Below are 16698 nucleotides of genomic sequence, written 5' to 3' on the forward strand. Positions count from 1 at the left end.
GCCGTGTCGCCTGTACGGTCGGGCACGCCCCGCGCCGCCGACCGCATCCCGCCCGCACCCTCAGGAGCCGCGAATGACCACCGCCCCCTCCCGTCGCGACCGGCGGATCAGTCCCGTCTTCCTCGGGATCGCCGCCGTCATGGCGGCCACGGGGTGGGCGGTGTGGACCGACTTCGCGGCGGACGCCCGTATCGCCGTCTTCCTCTTCGTCACCTCGGCGTGGGTGGTCTCCCTGTGTCTGCACGAGTACGCGCACGCGCGCACCGCCCTGCACAGCGGCGACATCTCCATCGGAGCCAAGGGCTATCTGACGCTCAACCCCCTCAAGTACACCCACGCGTTGCTGAGCATCGTGCTCCCCGTGATCTTCGTCATCATGGGCGGCATCGGTCTGCCGGGCGGCGCCGTCTTCATCGAGCGCAGCCGCATCCGGGGCCGGTGGCGGCACAGTCTGATCTCGGCGGCGGGCCCTTTGACGAACGTCCTCTTCGCGGTCGTCTGCACGGCCCCGTTCTGGCTGGGCATGCTCGACGGCGTACCGATGATCTTCCGTTTCGCGCTCGCGTTCCTCGCGCTGCTCCAGGTGACGGCGGCGATCCTCAACTTCCTGCCGGTGCCGGGACTTGACGGCTACGGCGTGATCGAGCCGTGGCTGTCGCGCAAGTTCCGCGCGCAGGTGGAGCCGTTCGCGCCGTTCGGACTGCTCGCGGTCTTCGGCGTCCTGTTCATCCCCGAGGTGAACATCGCGTTCTTCAACGGGATCGACGCGATCCTGAGCGGCCTCGGCATCTCCGATCTGGAGACGTACTGCGGCCAGAACTTCTACCGCTTCTGGAAGACGCGCGACGAGCTGTGCCAGTCGTTCGTCAGCTAGCACCGGCCCGGCCGGACGCCTTCGCCCTGCGCCGGTAGTACCACGTCATGTTCGACGACAGTCCGGCCAGCAGCACCCACACGACGCCGAGCCAGATCTCCCCCCGTACGAAGGCCACCACGGCCGCCGTGGTGGCCAGGAGGCAGACGACGAGGGCGTAGAGAGCGAGGCGGGGCATGGGGTCGGCTCCTGTCGGGGGCGTGACGGACGTGCGTACGGCGCCCGTCCAGTGTCCCCCACCCCCATGCCCGCCCGCGCCCAGGTCCGTCCCCGGGGGACACGGTGCGCCGGGGACCGTCAGACGTCGGTCACGCGCAGACCCGCGTGCGCCTTGTAGCGGCGGTTGACCGAGATCAGGTTCGCCACCAGCGACTCCACCTGGTGCGCGTTGCGCAGCCGCCCCGCGAACACCCCGCGCATTCCGGGGATACGGGCCGCCAGCGCCTGCACGATGTCGGTGTCGGCCCGTACCTCGCCGAGCACCATCACATCGGTGTCGATCTGCTCGACGGCGGGGTCCTGGAGCAGTACGGCGGACAGGTGGTGGAAGGCGGCGGTGACGCGTGAGTCGGGCAGCAGGGCGGCGGCCTGTTCGGCGGCGCTGCCCTCCTCCGGCTTCAGCGCGTAGGCGCCCTTCTTGTCGAAGCCGAGCGGGTTGACGCAGTCGACGACGAGCTTGCCCGCGAGCTCGTCCTTGAGCGATTGCAGCGTCTTGGCGTGGCCCTCCCAGGGCACCGCGATGATGACGATGTCGCTGCGGCGCGCGCATCCGGCGTTGTCGGCGCCCTCGACACCGAGGCCGAGTTCGGCCGCCGCCGCCTCGGCACGCTCGGCGGCGCGGGAGCCGATGATCACTTTCTGCCCGGCGCGTGCCAGCCGGTAGGCGAGCCCGCGTCCCTGGTCGCCGGTGCCGCCGAGAACTCCGACGGTCAGGTCCGAGACGTCGGGAAGCTCCCACGGGTCCTTGGCGGGGGGCTTCGGCGTGCTGCCGCTGTCGGTAGAGGTCATGGCCTCGACATTACTTGCCGGTCCGAGAGGCTTCCGGCACGGCCCTCGTCGCCCCCGCACGGCCGGAGTGCCCCGTTCGGGTGACGCGGCGCCGACCCCCGGCGCGGGGCGCGGTGCTCCGGCAGGATCCGGGCCCATGGATGCCGTACGCGTCGCCCTGCTCCGTGAAGTCCTGGCCGGTACGCGGTGGCCGGCGGCGACCCGCCGGTTCGCCGCCTCACTGCGGTCGTCCGTCGTGCCGCACGGGGGCGGGCTGCTGCTCGTCGGGACACGGGCGTACGAGCCGTGGCATCTGGCCGCGCATCTGGTGGACGAGGCGGCGTGGTCCGGCCGTCCGGAGCTGGCACCGCTGCTCGTACGCCACCGGGTGCGTCCCGCCGACCCCGCCCATCTGGCCGTCGGGCTGGGCAGGCTGGAAGGCGCGGGACGGGGCGAGACGCTGCTGCTGGTGGCGCCGGAGCGGCCGGACGGCGGGCTGCTGGAGCGGGTGCACGACGCGCGGAGGGCGGGGGCGACCGTCCTGTCACTGGGGACCGGGGATCCGGAGGTGGTGGGGCTGGCGCACGACGCGCTCACGATCACCCCGGCGGTCCGGGAGGAGGGGGCGGAGGGTGACTCGGGAGAGCCGTGCGATGAGGAGACGGACGAAGGGGAGGCGGACGGGGCGGCGTCGGGGGTCGACCTCGACATGGTCCAGCACCTGGTGAGCGCGGCGGCCGGCGAGAACAGCCTCCCGGCGACGCGCGGCAGGCTCGGCTTCCGCGACCGGCTGTCGCGGCTCGCCGACCAGTTGACCTCGCCGCCGCCGGGCCGCTGGTGACACCGGGACACGGGGCCGGGTAAAGGAGTTGCCCGGGCCGACCGTCACGACGCAGCATGGCCTCTCGTGACCAAGAAGCTGTCGTCGATCCTGCCGGACCTCACTCCGCTGCGCACACTGCGCGAGTTCCGGCTCCTGTGGATCCAGGGCCTGGTGACGTACTTCGGCAGCTCCATGGCCATGATCGCGCTGCCGCTCCAGATCAAGGACCTCACGGACTCGCCTCTCGCGGTCGGCGCGATGGGCGCCGTCGAGCTGGTGCCGCTGATCGTCTTCGGGCTGTACGGCGGGGCGCTCGCCGACGCGGTCGACCGCCGCAAGCTGATCCTGCTCTCCGAGGCGGGCCTCGGTCTGCTCGCGGTGATCCTGCTGATCAACGCGCTGCTGCCGCGGCCGGCGCTCTGGCCGCTGTACGTCGTGGCGGCGGGCGTCTCCGCGCTGGCGGGCATCCAGCGGCCCGCGCTGGACTCCCTGATCGCAAGGATCGTGCCGCACGCCCAGCTGACCGCGGCGGCGGCACTCAACGCGCTGCGCTGGCAGACCGCGGCGGTCGCCGGGCCTGCGGCGGCCGGTGTCGTGGTCGCGTTCTCCGGGACGGCGACGGCGTACGCGCTGACCGTGGCCGGGTTCGTCGCCTCCGTACTGATGTGTCTGCGGCTGCGTCCGGCGCCGCCTTCCAAGGAGGCGACGAAGCCGTCACTGCGCGGGATCGCGGAAGGCGCGCGGTACGCGTCGGGCAAGCCGGTGCTGCTGGGCACGTACGCGATCGATCTGAGCGCCATGTTCTTCGCCTTCCCGCTCGCGATCTTCCCGTTCCTCGCGGAGGACCTCGACGCGGAGTGGGCGCTCGGCCTGATGTACGGGGCGATCCCGCTCGGCTCCGTGCTGATCAGCCTGACCAGCGGCTGGGCCTCGAAGGTACGGCGGCACGGGCTGATGGTCGTGGGCGGCGCGGCCGGCTGGGGCCTGGCGATGACGCTGGCGGGCTGGATGCCGAACATCTGGCTGGTCCTGTCCTGCCTGATGCTTGCGGGCGCGGGCGACATGCTCAGCGGACTGGGGCGCTCGACGATCTGGAACCAGACGATCCCCGAGGAGCTGCGCGGCAGGCTGGCGGGCCTGGAGGTGCTCTCGTACAGCGTGGGTCCGCAGCTCGGCCAGGTCCGCGCGGGCACGGTGGCCGGCTGGACGGGCACCCGCCCGGCGATCTGGAGCGGCGGGGTGGCGTGTGTGGTGGCGGTGGGGCTGCTGGCGGCGGTGCTGCCGAAGCTGATGACGTACGACTCGGAGACGGACGAGGACGCGCTGCGCCGGAAGGCACAGCAGCAGGAGGCGGCGCACGCGGACGCCGATGCGACCGCCGATACGGACGCCGCGGCCCAGGACCGGGCGCCCTCGCCCGGGGTGGCGCTCTGAGGCGGTGCCGGCTCCGGGCTCGGGCACCCGGCGGGGCCGCCGACCGGGGCCGGCGGTCCCGTCCTCGAACGACGGACGGGCCGGAAGTGGCCGGCCGGTCCGGCCCGTTCGTCAGGTCGGGGGACGGTCCTTCGGGTTGTCGTGCCAGCGGGGATCCGTCTCCCAGTCGAGGTTGCGTTCGGCCGCGGTCTCCATCGCGCGTTCCGCCTCCTGTCTGGAGGCGTACGGGCCGAAGCGGTCCTTGGCGGGGCAGTCCGGGCCCTCCTCGACCTTCTTGTGCTGGAGGCAGTAGTACCACTCGCCCGGCTTGCCCGCCGTGCGCTTCTTGAACAGGGCCATCGTCGGCTCCTTCCTCTGAGGTCTGTGGGTCAGGCTGCCCCACCGGCGGCTTTTGAACGCTGGTTAGACTCGCCGGTATGTCTGGCCAGTCGCTGCTCGTGCCCGGGGAACTCTCCCCCGTCCGTTCCGTACCCGGAAGAATCCCGCGTCCCGAGTACGTCGGGAAACCTCTGCCGACCCCGTACACCGGCCCGGAGGTGCAGACCGACGAGACCGTCGAGCTGATGCGGATCGCCGGCCGGATCGCCGCGCGGGCGATGGAGGAGGCCGCGAAACACATCGCGCCCGGCGTCACGACCGACGCGCTCGACAAGGTCGCGCACGAGTACATGGTGGACCACGGGGCCTACCCCTCCACCCTCGGCTACCGCCAGTTCCCCAAGTCGCTCTGCACCTCGGTCAACGAGGTCATCTGCCACGGAATCCCGGACTCCACCGTCCTGCGCGACGGTGACATCGTGAACCTCGACGTCACCGCCTTCATCAACGGCGTGCACGGCGACAACAACGCCACCTACCTCTGCGGCGACGTCGACGAGGAGTCGACGCTCCTGGTCGAGCGGACCCGTGAGTCACTGAACCGGGCCATCAAGGCCGTCCGGCCCGGCCGGCAGGTCAATGTCATCGGCCGCGTCATCGAGTCGTACGCCAAGCGCTTCGGCTACGGCGTGGTCCGGGACTTCACCGGGCACGGCATCAACTCGTCCTTCCACTCCGGGCTGATCATCCCGCATTACGACAGCCCGCACGCGACGACGGTCATGCGGCCCGGCATGACCTTCACCATCGAGCCCATGCTCACGCTCGGCACCCATGAGTACGACATGTGGGACGACGGCTGGACCGTGGTGACGAAGGACCGCAGGCGGACCGCCCAGTTCGAGCACACACTCGTGGTGACGGACACCGGCGCGGAGATCCTCACCCTGCCCTGACCTCGTCCCGGCCCGGCTCCCTGACCACCATCGACCCGCTCCGACCTCGGACGCGGCCTCTCGCGGGGGCCATCGCCCACCAGGTGTCCCCCGCGCGATCAAGGGGTAGCTTTCTTACCGACAGGACGTCGGGAACCAGTTGACTTAGGTAAGCCTAAGTAAGAGGATCGGCGAAGGCAAGCGCCCGTGCTGCCCCGCCGGATCTCGGTCTGGTTTTCCGTCCCCCTCGGCCCCGGAGGCCCGCCTTGGACGCAACCGCCACCGCCACCCCGTTCTCCACGCAGATCCGTGTCGCCTCGCACGAGAAGCACAGCGAGGTGAACACCTCGACCTTCATGAGCGACCTGCTGGGCCGGCGCTTCGGCGTGGAGGCGTACGCGCGCTACACCGAACAGCTCTGGTTCGTGTACCGGGCGCTGGAGGAAGCCGCTCCGACGGTCGAAGGAGACCCGGTCGCCGGCCCCTTCGTCCGGCCCGAGCTGATGCGTACCGACGCCCTGGAGCGCGATCTGACGCATCTGCGCGGTGCCGGCTGGCGGGAGGGCCTTGAGCCGCTGCCCGCCACCGCCGCGTACGCCGCCAGGGTCACCGAGTGCGCCCGCGCCTGGCCCGGCGGCTATGTGGCCCACCACTACACCCGCTATCTCGGGGATCTCTCCGGCGGCCAGGTCGTCCGCGACATCGCGGAGAAGACCTGGGGCTTCGAGCGCAAGGGCGACGGCGTCCGCTTCTACGTCTTCGATCAGATCGCCAACCCGGCGGCGTTCAAGCGCGCCTACCGTGAGCTGCTGGACGCTCTGCCCGTGGACGACCTGGAGAAGCAGCGCATCATCGAGGAGTGCAACCGGGCGTTCGACCTCAACGGGGCCGTGTTCCACGAGCTGGAGGGCGAGTTCCCCCTCAGCGCGTGAGCCCGCCGACGCGGTGGACCGCGCTCAGCGGCGCGGGAGCAGGCGGACGCGTCCACCGATCTCGATCGACCCGTCAGGGCCGGGGGCAGTGAGGATCTGCGACCCCCGGCCCTGAGTGATGTTCAGCGCGCGGCCCAGCTCGGCGGTGAGGAGCAGGGCCGCCGCGCCCGTCGCCTCGTCCTCCACGATGCCGTCGTCGCGGCGCGGGAAGCCGCGCGCCCGTACGCGGCCGGCCGACTCGTCCTCCCACGACCACGCGTAGAGCCAGCCCTCGCCCGGCGGCGGGGCGGGGAGCGCGTCGACCTCGGCGACCGTCCCGTAACGGCGCAGGGTGCGTGGCGGGGACCATTCCGGGCGCGCCGTGATCCAGGTGAACTCGCCGTCCTGGCGCACCCACACCTCGCCGACGGGCGGGTTGACCGTCTCCAGGTCGAGCAGCCAGGCGGCCCCGACGAGCGGGTGCCCGGCGAACGGCAGCCGCAGGCCCGGCGTGTAGATGTCCACATGGCCGCGCTCGGGATCGTCCACGAAGACGGTCTCGCTGAAGCCGAGTTCGGCCGCGAGCGCCTGCCGGGACGCCTCGTCGGGGTAGTCGCGGCCCTCCCGTACGACGCCGAGCGCGTTGCCGTACCGGCCGTCGCCCGCGCAGAAGACGCGCAGTACTTCGATGTCGCCGCCGCTGTCCGCGCCGCGGCCGGCGAAGTCAGTCACCGGATTCCTCCGGCGCGCACGCCGTGCTGATCGAGAACCAGGACAGCACTGGCACCTCCAGGCCTTGCCGTACGGAACCGGGCTGGTCCCGGCCCGGCTGGTGCTGATCGTAGAAGACCTGCCGGATCAAGCGGGAATCGGAGCATCACGTGCGCTGCGCCGTGCCGACGACCCGACAGGGCCGCACCGCGTCGGTCGCGCGGTACGGCCCTGCCCTGCCCCGTGGCCGGGGCCGGTGACTCGGCCCGGCTGTCAGATCTCGCCCGTGGCCGGGTTACGGCGCCGGGCGATGAAGACCGCCGCCCCGCCCGCGACGGCGAGCGCGCCCGCCGCGCCCATCAGGGCGCCGGCCGGGACCTCGGACCCGGTGCTCGCGAGGTTGCCGGTGCCACCCGCGGAACCGCCGACGGAGCCGCCGCCCGCCGTGCCGCCGGTGGTGCCCGAGCCGCCGGTCGTACCGCCGGTGCTGTCGCCCGTGCCGCCCGCACTGCCGGTGCCGCCCGAACCGCCGGGGAGCTGACCGTCCTCGGTGAGGGAGACGGCCGCGGTGAGCGCGTCGAGCGTCTCGCCCTCCTCGTACATGCCGCCGAACGCCTTGGTGCCGTCAGCGGTGAGCGAGGCGGGCACGGCGTCGAGTGCGACGACGCCGTCCTTGGCCTTCAGCTCACCGGCGGGCAGGTCGAGCGTGGCGATGGTCAGGTCCTCGAAGGTGGAGACCTCGTGGGTCGCCCGGTCCTTGGTGCTGACGTCCGCGACGAGGGTGCCCTTGCCGTTCTTGACCTCGGCCTCGAGACCGCTGAGCTCGAGGTCGAGGACGTACGAGCCCTTCTCCTCGTGACCGAGGAAGCGGACCGATCCCTCGAACTCGGCGGACAGCGTCTGCGCTTGAGCGTCGAAGGAGCCGGTGGCCCTGGGGAAGCGGTACGCCTCGCCCGACCGGGTCGCGCCGGCGGCGAGTTCGACCTTGCCGTTGGCGATGGGGCCCGTCACATAGGTACGGAAGCTCTTCTTGACGCCCCAGTCGAGATTGCCGTCCACGATGGGTCCGTCCACGACGGCAGGCGTCGAGGGCTCGTCGGTGGGGTCCGTCGGATCGGTCGGGTCCGTGGGATCCGTCGGGTCGGTGGGATCGGTCGGGTCCGTGGGATCCGTCGGGTCGGTGGGATCGGTCGGATCCGTCGGGTCCGTGGGGTCGGTGGGGTCCGTGGGGGCCTTCACCGCCGTCACCGAGAGCGTCGCCGGGTCCAGCTCGACGCCCGCGGCGTAGAAGCCCGCGAACGCCTCGGAGCCCTCGGCGGTCAGCTCGGCGGGAATGTCCGTGAAGGCCATCGCGCCGTTCTCGCCCTGCCCCGGCCGAACTGTCGTCAGGTCGAGATCGGCGATCGAGACGTCCTCGCGCGTCTCGGACTCGCCCCCGGTCACGCTGGTGACGTCGGCGGTGATCTCCCCGTCCACACGGGTGGTGTTGACCTTCACATCGCTCAACTTGATGTCGAGGACGCCGTGGTGACCCTCGAAGTGCACGCTTCCCTTGAAGGCGGTCGCGGTGGCATGCGTGCCGGTGTCGTAGGTGCCCTTGCCGTCCGTGAAGGTGAAAACGCCGTTTCCGGCGGCCTGGGTGGCACCGTCGGCGGCCGTGATCTTCCCGGCGGCGATGGGCGAGAGCAGGTACTTGCGGAAGGACTCCTTGAAGCCCCACTCCAGGGTGCCGTCCTTCAGTTCGAGTTGCGGCGCGGCGGGCGCTCCGGGGGCGGCCGGGGCGGCGCTGCCGGCCGCGAACGCCGGGACGGCGAGCGCGGTCGCGCCGATGGCCACGACGGTGGCGACCGCTGCGGCAAGGGCTATGGGACGACGGGTGGCTGGCATGTTCGGGGGTCTCCTCGATGAATGGAATGCGCGAAAGGAGCGGGGGGTGGGGAGGGGGGAAGGAAAGTCAGGAGGGTCCCTCGGCACCGGAACCGGGCCCGGAGTCCGGCTCGGAGCCGGAGGCGGGGGCGGGGCCGGGGTCCGCCGACGCCGTCGAGCCACGGCGCCGGACGCCGAGGTACACCGCGAGCGCGGCGGCCAGCAGCAGACCGGCGCCGATGCCCGTGTACGTAAGGGCGTTGGAGGACGAGGAGGCCGGGGCGGAGGCGGCTTCGTCCGCCTCCGCCGGCTCGGTGGGTCCGTCGGCCGCGTCGGTCTTCGGAGCGGCGGAGGCCTCGACGTCACTGCCCAGATCGGGCAGCGCGGGCAGCTTCGCCTTCTTGTCGACGGCGACGGCGAGCGAGACGGGATCCATCACCGTGCCCGCCTTGTACATGGACCCGAACGCCTTGGCACCGGCCTCGGTGAGCGTCGCGGGGGCCTCGGTGAGTGCGGCGAGACCGTTCTTCGGGGTGAAGTCCCCGGCGGCGAAGATGACCAGGGAGACGGCCCGGCGCGGCGCCCCGTCCCCGCTCGTGACGTCGGCGGCCAGGGTGCCCTTCCCGTCCCTCACCTGGACACTGATCCCGCTGAGCCGCAGGTCCAGTTGGTTGCCGGTGAAGCGGACGCTGCCCGCGAAGCCGGCGTCGAGCGTCCCCTTCTTCGCGTCGTACGTGCCCTTGCCCTTCGGGAAGCGGAACAGCGCCCCGCCGTCCTGCGCACCGTCGCCGAGCGTCCAACGGCCCTCGGCGATGGAGCCGGTGACGTACTCACGGAAGGTCCGGCGCACTCCCCAGTCGACGGCCGCGTCCCGGAGAGCGCCCTCGGCCCGCTCGTTCCCGGTCTCGCCGTCGCTCTTGTCCTTGTCGGCCGGCTTCTCGGCGGGCCTCTTCGCCGGGTCCTTCGCGGCGGCCACGTCGACGGAGAGGCTGACCGGGTCGAGCGCAGTGCCCGCCGTGTAGTAACCGGCGAAGGCGGTGGCGCCCTGCGCGGTGAGCGTCGAGGGGACGTTGCTGAGCGCGACCGGGCTGCCGCCTCCCCGCATGTCGATCCCGCCGAGGTCGAGCGTGGCGAGCGGGACCTGCGAGGACGTGGTGACCTTGCCGCTCCCCTTGGCCTTGCTTGTCATATCGGCGTGCAGAGTGCCGCGGCCACCGGAGATCCGGACCGTGGGACGGCTGATGGTGAGGTCCAGCTCGTGCGATCCGTCGGGCTTGGTGTGACCGACGAAGCGGACGCCGCCGCTGAAGCCGGCGCGCAAGCCGCCGCTGTCGGGGTCGTACGTCCCCGAGGCGGAGTGGAACCGGAACTGGCTGCCGCCGACGGTGGCCGCTCCCCCCTTCAGGCTCCAACTGCCGCCCGCTATGGGGCCGGTGACATAGCTCTGGAAAGAGGACTTGATCCCCCAGTCGAGCCTGCCGCCCTGCACGGTGCGGTCCGCCGCCTGCGCCGTGGCCGCCGGGATCAGGGCTCCGAGGAGCCCGGCGAGCAGCGCGACGGCGAGAGCGCGCACCGGTCTGGACGACAGCATCAGAAGATCACTCCCACGTCGGAGACGGAGGTGGACAGGGGGAAAAGGGACGGACGGAGGCGGCCACGGGCACGCCGACGAAGCCCGGTTGATGAAGTCACCCCCGGACCTGGCTAGCAAGGTAAGGCTAACCTAAGCTATCTCCAGCCCGGCCGGAACCCTTCCGTCCAGGCACTTCGACGGACTCCACTCGGGACTCCACGGACGACGGGACGGTGCACTCCGTGCGCACTCAACGCCTGGCGGGCGCACTCATCTCGGTGCTGGCCCTCGCCCTGACCGCCACCGGCTGCGGCGGAAACGACAGCGGCGCCGGTGGCACCGGCGGTGGCGGGGGTGCCGGCGGGACGGCGAAGGGCGCCGGTACGACGGCGACCGCCGACCGCGTCGAACCGCTGGCCACCGTCCCCGAGCCGGAACTCCCGGTCACCGTGGACTCCGCCGACGGCACGAAGGTCACCGTCACCTCCACAAACCGGCTCGTGCCCCTCACCGGATCGCTCAGCGAGATCGTCTTCACCCTCGGCCTCGGAAAGCACGTCGTGGCCCGCGACATCACCGCCACCTTCGAACAGGCCGAGAAGCTGCCGGTGGTGACCCGCGCCCACGACGTCTCCGCCGAGAGCGTCCTGTCCCTCAGGCCGACACTCGTCATCGCCGAGACCACCACCGGACCGGCCGAGGCCGTCGAACAGATACGGGACGCCGGGATCCCGCTGCTCGTCGTCGAGCCGGCGAAGGGCCTGGACGACGTCGGCACGCGCATCGGGACCGTCGCGCGGGCGCTGGGCGTCGACGCGGCGGGCGACGAGCTGAGCGCGCGCACGGCCGAGCGGATCGCCGCCGTACAGAAGCGGATCCCGGCGCCCGGCGACGGCGAGAAGCCGCGTGTCGCCTTCCTCTATCTGCGTGGCTCGGCCTCCGTCTATCTGCTCGGTGGCCGTGATTCCGGGGCGAGTTCACTGCTGGAGGCGGCCGGCGCCGTCGACGCGGGCAAGGAGTCCGGCCCGGACAAGGACTTCACCGCGATCACCAGCGAGGCGCTGGCGAAGGCGGCGCCCGACGCGATCCTGCTGATGAGCAAGGGACTCGAGTCCGTGGGCGGTCCCGACGGCCTGGTGAAGATCCCGGGCGTGGCCGAGACACCCGCCGGTCTCGACCGCCGGTTCGTCTCCGTCGACGACGGCGTGCTGCTCAACTACGGGCCCCGTACGGACCAGGCGCTCGCCTCCCTGGTCGAACAGCTCTACCCGGACGGCGAGTGACGTGACGACGACACCAACGCCCGTACCCCCACCCACGCCCACGCCCGCACCCACCGTCGTCCCCGCACGGCCGGACCTCACCCCGGCCGGTCCCGCCCCGAAGAGGCGGCCTCAACAGCGCGGCAGGACCTGGTTGTTGACCGTCGTACTCCTCGGCGTACTGCTCCTGCTCTGCCTGCTCTCCGCCGGGCTCGGCGCGTACGACATCCCGCTCGGCGACGTCCTCGCCTCCGTCCAGCACCGGATCGGCCTCGGCGGCGCCGCGCTCGAACGGGTCCCCGAGAGCGTGCTGTGGAACGTCCGGCTGCCGCGCGTCGTCCTCGCGCTGCTCGTCGGCGCCTCGCTGGGCTGCGCGGGCGCCCTGATGCAGGGCGTGTTCGGCAATCCGCTCGCCGAACCGGGAGTCATCGGCATCTCGGCGGGCACGGCGGTCGGCGCCGTCGCGTCGATCGCGCTCGGCCTGAGCTTCCTCGGCAACTGGACCGTCACCGTCTGCGCGTTCGTCTCCGGACTGCTGACCGTGCTGCTGGTGTACGCGATGTCCCGCTCCGGCGGCCGTACGGAGGTGGTCACGCTCATCCTCACCGGCATCGCGGTGAACGCCTTCGCGGGCGCGCTCATCGGGCTGTCCATCTTCTTCGCCGACAACGCGCAGATCACCCAGATCACCTTCTGGCAGCTCGGCTCGCTGGCACAGGCGACCTGGCCCAAGGTGCTCGCCGTCCTGCCGTGCGCACTGCTCGGCCTCGCCGTCGCGCCCCTCTACGCGAGGAAGTTGGACCTCCTCGCGCTGGGCGAGCGGCCGGCCAGACATCTCGGCGTGGATGTCGAACGGCTCCGCGTCGTCCTGGTCCTGGTCGTCGCGCTGCTGACGGCCGCCGCCGTGGCGGTGGCGGGGATCATCACGTTCGTCGGGCTGCTTGTCCCGCACCTGCTGCGGATGGCGAACGGCCCCGGCCACCGCTTCCTGGTACCGGGCAGCGCGCTCGGAGGCGCGCTGGTCCTGGTCGCGGGCGACCTCGCGGCCCGTACGGTCGCGGCTCCGGCCGAACTGCCGCTCGGTGTCCTCACGGCGCTCTTCGGCAGTCCGTTCTTCTTCTGGCTGCTGCGCAGGACGCGGCGCAGGCAAGGGGGTTGGGCATGAGGGCCGGCACAGTCGTGAAGGCCACGGCGCACCGCGTGCTCCTCGGCGGATTCGCCCCACGGGGCAGGGAGTTGCCCGTCCCCGTCGCCCACGGGGACGTCGTCGCCGAGGCACGGGGCCTGCGCGTCCGGTTCGGGCAGCGCGACGTCCTCGGCGGCGCCGACGGCGGTGTCGACCTCTCCGTACGCGCCGGTGAGGTCCTCGCGCTCGTCGGGCCCAACGGGGCGGGCAAGTCGACGCTCCTGGCCGCGCTCGCGGCCGACCAGGGCGCCGACAGCGGCGGCGTACGGATCGCCGGCCGCCCCGCCGCCGACTGGTCCGCGCCCGAACTCGCCCTGCGCCGGGCCGTGTTGCCACAGGCCGCCACGCTCAGCTTCCCGTTCCCCGTGGAGGAGGTCGTACGGATGGGCCGCGCGCCCTGGGCGGGTACGGCGTCCGAGGACGACGACGACACAGCCGTGGCCGAGGCGATGGCGGCGACCGAGGTCGGCGCATTCGCGCGCCGCCCCTTCTCCGCGCTCTCCGGCGGCGAACGCGCCCGCGTCGCGCTCGCCCGCGTCCTCGCCCAGCGCGCCCCGCTGCTCCTCCTCGACGAGCCGACCGCCGCACTCGACCTGCGTCACCAGGAGTTGGTGCTGCGTATCTGCCGCTCACGCGCCGCGGCCGGTGACGCCGTCGTCGTCGTGCTGCACGATCTCGGGCTGGCCGCCGCGCACGCCGACAGGGCCGCCGTCCTGCACGAGGGACGGGTCGTCGCGGACGGACCGCCGGCCGATGTGTTCGGTGACGAACTGCTCAGCCGGGTCTACCGACAGCCCGTCGAGGTCTTCCCGCACCCGCGCACCGGGACCCCGCTCGTGATTCCCGAGCGGACCGGTAGGGTTCGGACGGACAGTGGGGGTCACGGAGCAGAAGGCGACCGATGAGAAGGCCGATTCGGGCAGCGGCGGGGCTGGCGGCGGCGACGGTGATGTCGCTGCTCGCGAGTGGGTGTATGACGGTCCACGGTGAACTGGCGGTGCTTCCGGGCGCGAAGAAGTCCGAAGCGGCCCAGGCGCTGGCGGATTTCACCGAGGCGTACAACAAGGCGGACAAGGCGTACGACCCGGGGCTGGACGCCGGACGGGTCACCGGTGCGCTGGGGGCCATCAACCAGGCCGGGCTCAAGGCCAGAAGCATCACGAACCCGCAGGGCAACGACCGGCACCAGCCGCTGGAGTTGACGGACGCCAGGTTCCTCGTCCCGAAGAAGGCGGGCTGGCCCCGCTGGTTCGTCGCCGACACCGACAGCAACCGCGACAAGGACGACGGTCCGGGCGACAACCGCTGGGTGCTGGTCTTCGTGCGCAACGGCGCCGACCAGTTGTGGGAGGTCGCCTATCTCGCGATTCTCACTCCGGACGAGATCCCCGAGTTCAAGACCGACAAGGACGGTCACGTCGAACCGGTCCCGGCGGACGGCGCGTCACCGGCGGTGGCTCCCGGGGACACGAGCACCGAGTACGCCTCGTATCTCAAGAGCGGCGAGCCCGCACACTTCGCGCCCGGACCGCACACCGACGAGTGGCGGAACATACGTGAGAAGAACGCGAAGCTGCCCGGTCTCACCATCCAGTACATCGATCAGCCCCTGGACACCGGGGACTTCGCGCCTCTGGCGCTCGCCACAGAGGACGGCGGCGCGCTGGTCTTCTTCGCGATCAGGTACTTCGACCGGCAGACGGCGGCGCGCGGCTACACCCCGAAGGTGTCCCCCGACGTGAAGGCGCTGATGACCGGCGAGGTGAAGGACACCCTCACCAAGGAGTGGGTGTCGAGCCAGGCGGCGCTGGTGAAGCCGGACGGAGCCGGCAGTGACCAGGTGAACGTGGTGAGCAGACTGCAAGGGGTGATCGGGGCCGAAGGCTCCTGACACCCCTCGCGGGGACGCCGGCCCGTACCCCCTCGCGGGGACGCCGGCCGGTGCGCCGAGCCGTGCCGGTGGTCAGCGGCCGAGCGGCCAGGCCACCGGGTGCGGGTCCAGCTCGTGGTTCTCACCCGCGTACCGCGCGCACGCGTCCGTCAGCGTCTCCAGCAGCGTCAGCGGGTCGGGCAGCGGATGCTCGGGGCCGCGCAGCCAGGTCATCGACAGCTCGCCGGGCAGTCTGGCCGGCGGTACGAGGACGTAACTGCCCCGGCAGTGCCAGCGGAAGCCCGGATGCTCGTCCATCGTCTCGGGGTGGCAGTCCAGTTCACAGGGCCACCACTCGTCCTCCTCCTCGGGCGTGCCGCGGGTGGCGGTGAAGAAGAGCATCCGGTCGCCGCCGGAGTCGGCCACCGGGCCGACGTCGATGCCCGCGCCGAGCAGCCGCTCCAGCGCCCTGCTGCCCGCCTCCAGCGGAACGTCCAGGACGTCGTGGACCAGGCCGGTCGCCGTGATGAAGTTGGCCTCGGGCTGGTTCCTGGCCCAGCGCTCGATCTGCGCCTCGTCGGTCGTGGACTGCGTCTGCCAGGCGAACGAGACGGGATGCCTGGCGGGGGTGGGACAGCCGATGCGTTCGCACGAACATCGGTAGCCGATGGGGTGCGCGGCGGGCGAGACGGGCATACCGGCGGCGGCCACGGCGAGGAGCAGTGCCTCGCGGGCGTCGGCGTCAGTGGCGGTCGACCGGCCGTCGTCGTGCTTTCTGGCGAGTCGGCGCAGCCACTGGGAAACCTTGCCCTCAGTGCCGCGGTAGCGGCCGAAATCGTCGCCCATCTATCCCCTCACCTCATGCGCCGGCCCTCATCGACACTTCCATGTTCGCACCATCCTGCGCTTCGGGGGGCCGCACTCCTCAACCGGGGTGGGGAGGCGGATGCCGATCACCGGGCGTCATCACGCGCTATTTCAAGAAATCGCCCACCGATACGGGCGATGAGGACCCGTGGCGTTGGACACATTCGTCGCGTCCGATCCAGGTATGGGCCAAGTGGGAGCCGGGTCCGGGCCGGCCCCTGATCCCGGTGCGGCACTCAGTGCCGCGGAGCCAGCCCGTTCAGCGTGTAGTCGACCAGCGAGTCAGCGTAGTCGTGCGTGAGGGGCAGCGTCCGCAGCAGCCACCGGTGCAGGATCGGGCCCGTCAGCAGCTCCATCGCGGTGCGCGGGTCGATGTCGTCCCGTACGGTCCCCGCCGCCTGGGCGGCCCGCAGCCTCCGTACGTAGAGCGCGGCCTGCGGCTCCAGCAGTTTCTCCGCGTACTCGGCGCCGATCTTCGCGTCGACGATCCCCTCGGCGGCCAGCGCGCGGGTGGGGGCCTCGAACGCCGGATCGTTCAGTTCGTCGACCGTGGCGCGCAGCACCGCCTTGAGGTCCGCCGCCAGATCGCCGGTGTCCGGGATCTCGTACGCCTTCTCGGCGCCGCCGGCGGCTTCGGCGGCCTGTTCGCCGAGGTCGAGGAAGGCTTCGAGGAGTACGGCGGCCTTCGACGGCCACCAGCGGTAGATCGTCTGTTTGCCGACGCCCGCGCGGGCGGCGATGCCCTCGATCGTCGTCTTCGCGTAGCCGGCCTCACCGACCAGCGACAGGGCGGCGGCGTAGATGGCGCGTCGCGACTTCTCACTGCGGCGGGTGGAATCCGGTGCCTTGCTCTCAGCCATCGCACCAGCGTACCAGCGGGGCGAGACGCATCGTCTCGTTCACGGACTCCGACGCGGACTCCGACGCGGACTCCGAGGGGCAGCCGAAGGATCACCCCACGCCGCCGGTCCGCCTCCGCTGCGTGAACCACCCGATCGGATCACTGCGCGAACGGCCCGCACGGCGGACCATGGGTCGACGCACACACCCCGTGCGCCCCGTCCGTCCGTGAGGAGCCCTA

Annotated in this window: 17 protein-coding genes; 9 read left to right on the forward strand and 8 right to left on the reverse strand. The window is 71.8% G+C overall.

Translation table 11 applies throughout. The annotated features are described in order from the left end of the window. The first annotated feature begins 73 nt into the window (after window positions 1-73). Window positions 74-874, forward strand: coding sequence for a site-2 protease family protein (locus SSPS47_RS08615; protein ID WP_164249982.1), 801 nt, complete (start codon window positions 74-76; stop codon window positions 872-874). Here the strand turns inward: SSPS47_RS08615 and SSPS47_RS08620 are convergent. Next, complete coding sequence (locus SSPS47_RS08620; protein ID WP_164249983.1) at window positions 867-1052, reverse strand: hypothetical protein; 186 nt, start codon at window positions 1050-1052, stop codon at window positions 867-869. The genes SSPS47_RS08615 and SSPS47_RS08620 overlap by 8 nt on opposite strands. 119 nt (window positions 1053-1171) lie before the next feature. After that, window positions 1172-1882 (reverse strand): NADPH-dependent F420 reductase, encoded by a 711-nt coding sequence (gene npdG / locus SSPS47_RS08625; protein ID WP_164249985.1) that lies wholly within the window; start codon window positions 1880-1882, stop codon window positions 1172-1174. 136 nt (window positions 1883-2018) lie between these two features. On the opposite strand from npdG, the gene SSPS47_RS08630 reads away from it, so the two are divergent. Together SSPS47_RS08630 and SSPS47_RS08635 are read left to right on the forward strand one after the other, a co-directional pair. Then, window positions 2019-2702, forward strand: a complete 684-nt coding sequence (locus SSPS47_RS08630; RefSeq protein WP_164249987.1) for a hypothetical protein — start codon at window positions 2019-2021, stop codon at window positions 2700-2702. Between the two features lie 66 nt (window positions 2703-2768). Then, window positions 2769-4118 (forward strand): MFS transporter, encoded by a 1350-nt coding sequence (locus SSPS47_RS08635; protein ID WP_164249989.1) that lies wholly within the window; start codon window positions 2769-2771, stop codon window positions 4116-4118. Between the two features lie 111 nt (window positions 4119-4229). On the opposite strand, the gene SSPS47_RS08640 is transcribed toward SSPS47_RS08635, so the two are convergent. Further along, a complete protein-coding gene (locus SSPS47_RS08640) occupies window positions 4230-4457 on the reverse strand; it encodes a hypothetical protein (protein ID WP_164249991.1) in 228 nt (75 codons plus the stop codon). A gap of 77 nt (window positions 4458-4534) precedes the next feature. On the opposite strand from SSPS47_RS08640, the gene map reads away from it, so the two are divergent. Together map and SSPS47_RS08650 are read left to right on the forward strand one after the other, a co-directional pair. Next, window positions 4535-5392, forward strand: coding sequence for a type I methionyl aminopeptidase (gene map / locus SSPS47_RS08645; protein WP_164249993.1), 858 nt, complete (start codon window positions 4535-4537; stop codon window positions 5390-5392). A gap of 245 nt (window positions 5393-5637) precedes the next feature. Further along, window positions 5638-6303, forward strand: a complete 666-nt coding sequence (locus SSPS47_RS08650) for a biliverdin-producing heme oxygenase (protein WP_164249995.1) — start codon at window positions 5638-5640, stop codon at window positions 6301-6303. Between the two features lie 24 nt (window positions 6304-6327). On the opposite strand, the gene SSPS47_RS08655 is transcribed toward SSPS47_RS08650, so the two are convergent. The 3 genes from SSPS47_RS08655 to SSPS47_RS08665 form a co-directional block, all read right to left on the reverse strand. After that, window positions 6328-7014 carry a PhzF family phenazine biosynthesis protein gene (locus SSPS47_RS08655; RefSeq protein WP_239064813.1) on the reverse strand — a complete coding sequence of 229 codons (687 nt, stop codon included), beginning with the start codon at window positions 7012-7014 and terminating at the stop codon, window positions 6328-6330. Between the two features lie 252 nt (window positions 7015-7266). Next, the gene (locus tag SSPS47_RS08660; RefSeq protein ID WP_164249997.1) at window positions 7267-8880 is read right to left on the reverse strand and encodes an HtaA domain-containing protein; all 1614 of its coding nucleotides are present in this window, start codon (window positions 8878-8880) and stop codon (window positions 7267-7269) included. 67 nt (window positions 8881-8947) lie between these two features. Then, a complete protein-coding gene (locus SSPS47_RS08665) occupies window positions 8948-10450 on the reverse strand; it encodes an HtaA domain-containing protein (RefSeq protein WP_164249999.1) in 1503 nt (500 codons plus the stop codon). Between the two features lie 224 nt (window positions 10451-10674). On the opposite strand from SSPS47_RS08665, the gene SSPS47_RS08670 reads away from it, so the two are divergent. Genes SSPS47_RS08670 through SSPS47_RS08685 form a run of 4 tightly spaced genes read left to right on the forward strand, consistent with a single transcriptional unit; the run spans window position 10675 to window position 14771 of the window. Then, complete coding sequence (locus tag SSPS47_RS08670; protein ID WP_239064814.1) at window positions 10675-11715, forward strand: ABC transporter substrate-binding protein; 1041 nt, start codon at window positions 10675-10677, stop codon at window positions 11713-11715. A gap of 1 nt (window position 11716) precedes the next feature. Continuing rightward, window positions 11717-12859, forward strand: a complete 1143-nt coding sequence (locus SSPS47_RS08675; protein WP_164250003.1) for an iron ABC transporter permease — start codon at window positions 11717-11719, stop codon at window positions 12857-12859. Continuing rightward, a complete protein-coding gene (locus SSPS47_RS08680; protein WP_164250005.1) occupies window positions 12856-13785 on the forward strand; it encodes a heme ABC transporter ATP-binding protein in 930 nt (309 codons plus the stop codon). Before SSPS47_RS08675 ends, SSPS47_RS08680 begins: the two co-directional genes overlap by 4 nt. Beyond that, window positions 13782-14771: a hypothetical protein gene (locus tag SSPS47_RS08685; protein ID WP_164250007.1), complete on the forward strand. Its 990-nt coding sequence runs from the start codon at window positions 13782-13784 to the stop codon at window positions 14769-14771. Before SSPS47_RS08680 ends, SSPS47_RS08685 begins: the two co-directional genes overlap by 4 nt. Before the next feature lie 72 nt (window positions 14772-14843). Here SSPS47_RS08685 and SSPS47_RS08690 read toward each other — a convergent pair whose 3' ends face one another. After that, on the reverse strand, window positions 14844-15596 hold the full coding sequence (locus SSPS47_RS08690; RefSeq protein ID WP_164250008.1) for a bifunctional DNA primase/polymerase: 753 nt from the start codon (window positions 15594-15596) through the stop codon (window positions 14844-14846). A gap of 257 nt (window positions 15597-15853) precedes the next feature. Further along, window positions 15854-16477, reverse strand: a complete 624-nt coding sequence (locus SSPS47_RS08695) for a TetR/AcrR family transcriptional regulator (RefSeq protein ID WP_164250011.1) — start codon at window positions 16475-16477, stop codon at window positions 15854-15856. Between the last annotated feature and the right edge of the window lie 221 nt (window positions 16478-16698).

The organism is Streptomyces sp. S4.7 (assembly GCF_010384365.1).
Taxonomy (GTDB): domain Bacteria; phylum Actinomycetota; class Actinomycetes; order Streptomycetales; family Streptomycetaceae; genus Streptomyces.

Excerpts from the sequence above, each read along its gene's own strand:
- SSPS47_RS08615 (WP_164249982.1), top strand. The coding sequence starts at position 74 with ATGACCACCGCCCCCTCCCGTCGCGACCGGCGGATCAGTCCCGTCTTC.
- SSPS47_RS08620 (WP_164249983.1), bottom strand. The coding sequence starts at position 1,052 with ATGCCCCGCCTCGCTCTCTACGCCCTCGTCGTCTGCCTCCTGGCCACC.
- npdG (WP_164249985.1), bottom strand. The coding sequence starts at position 1,882 with ATGACCTCTACCGACAGCGGCAGCACGCCGAAGCCCCCCGCCAAGGAC.
- SSPS47_RS08630 (WP_164249987.1), top strand. The coding sequence starts at position 2,019 with ATGGATGCCGTACGCGTCGCCCTGCTCCGTGAAGTCCTGGCCGGTACG.
- SSPS47_RS08640 (WP_164249991.1), bottom strand. The coding sequence starts at position 4,457 with ATGGCCCTGTTCAAGAAGCGCACGGCGGGCAAGCCGGGCGAGTGGTAC.
- map (WP_164249993.1), top strand. The coding sequence starts at position 4,535 with ATGTCTGGCCAGTCGCTGCTCGTGCCCGGGGAACTCTCCCCCGTCCGT.
- SSPS47_RS08660 (WP_164249997.1), bottom strand. The coding sequence starts at position 8,880 with ATGCCAGCCACCCGTCGTCCCATAGCCCTTGCCGCAGCGGTCGCCACC.
- SSPS47_RS08665 (WP_164249999.1), bottom strand. The coding sequence starts at position 10,450 with ATGCTGTCGTCCAGACCGGTGCGCGCTCTCGCCGTCGCGCTGCTCGCC.
- SSPS47_RS08680 (WP_164250005.1), top strand. The coding sequence starts at position 12,856 with ATGAGGGCCGGCACAGTCGTGAAGGCCACGGCGCACCGCGTGCTCCTC.
- SSPS47_RS08685 (WP_164250007.1), top strand. The coding sequence starts at position 13,782 with ATGAGAAGGCCGATTCGGGCAGCGGCGGGGCTGGCGGCGGCGACGGTG.
- SSPS47_RS08690 (WP_164250008.1), bottom strand. The coding sequence starts at position 15,596 with ATGGGCGACGATTTCGGCCGCTACCGCGGCACTGAGGGCAAGGTTTCC.
- SSPS47_RS08695 (WP_164250011.1), bottom strand. The coding sequence starts at position 16,477 with ATGGCTGAGAGCAAGGCACCGGATTCCACCCGCCGCAGTGAGAAGTCG.